The 1,064-nt window shown below is 65.6% G+C and carries 1 protein-coding gene; it reads right to left on the reverse strand.

Translation table 11 applies throughout. The annotated features are described in order from the left end of the window. Positions 1–1,064: hypothetical protein (locus tag AC4IJH_RS43545; protein ID WP_490857570.1), on the reverse strand; the 1,064-nt coding region annotated here is incomplete at both ends.

Raw genomic sequence — 1,064 nt, forward strand, 5'->3', positions numbered from 1 at the left:
GTGGCCTTGTCCCGCTTGTCCGTCACGATCTTCGGCTTGTGCGGGGGTACACCGTTCCAGGGGTTGTCGTCCTTGACGGGGATCCCGCTGTGGGCGCCTTCACCGGTGACCTTGGTGACGTCGGTGTGCAGCTGCCCGGGCTTCAGGTTGTACAGGACGGCGGTGCAGTGGAACGAGGCACCCACGGCAAGCTGAGCTGCCTTGTTCTTCTTGGCGTCTTCCTTCCAGGACGCGGCCCAGCGCACCGATCTGCCTGCCGGGTCCGTGCTGGTGGTGCCGTCCGGCCAGGTGCACTTCAGATCCTTGATCTTGGCGTCGCCGTGGGTGACGACGTCCGTCTGCTGGATCTTGACCAGCGGCTCGGTGCCGTTGTTGGTGCTCTTGATGGTCAGGACCTGCGAGCGGGTGTCCGGCAGCTTGACCTTGGTCGGCTCCGTGTCGGCCGCCGAGTTGGTGGCCTTGTCCCGCTTGTCCGTCACGATCTTCGGCTTGTGCGGGGGTACACCGTTCCAGGGGTTGTCGTCCTTGACGGGGATCCCGCTGTGGGCGCCTTCACCGGTGACCTTGGTGACGTCGGTGTGCAGCTGCCCGGGCTTCAGGTTGTACAGGACGGCGGTGCAGTGGAACGAGGCACCCACGGCAAGCTGGGCTGCCTTGTTCTTCCGGGCATCCGCCGTGAAGGACGCGGCCCAGCGCACTGCCTTGCCTGCCGGGTCCGTGCTGGTGGTGCCGTCCGGCCAGGTGCACTTCAGATCCTTGATCTTGGCGTCGCCGTGGGTGACGACGTCCGTCTGCTGGATCTTGACCAGCGGCTCGGTGCCGTTGTTGGTGCTCTTGATGGTCAGGACCTGCGAGCGGGTGTCCGGCAGCTTGACCTTGGTCGGCTCCGTGTCGGCCGCCGAGTTGGTGGCCTTGTCCCGCTTGTCCGTCACGATCTTCGGCTTCTGCGGGGGTACACCGTTCCAGGGGTTGTCGTCCTTGACCGGGATCCCGCTGTGGGCGCCTTCACCGGTGACCTTGGTGACGTCGGTGTGCAGCTGCCCGGGCTTCAGGTTGTACAGGAC

Source organism: Streptomyces sp. UF-297 (assembly GCF_058245575.1).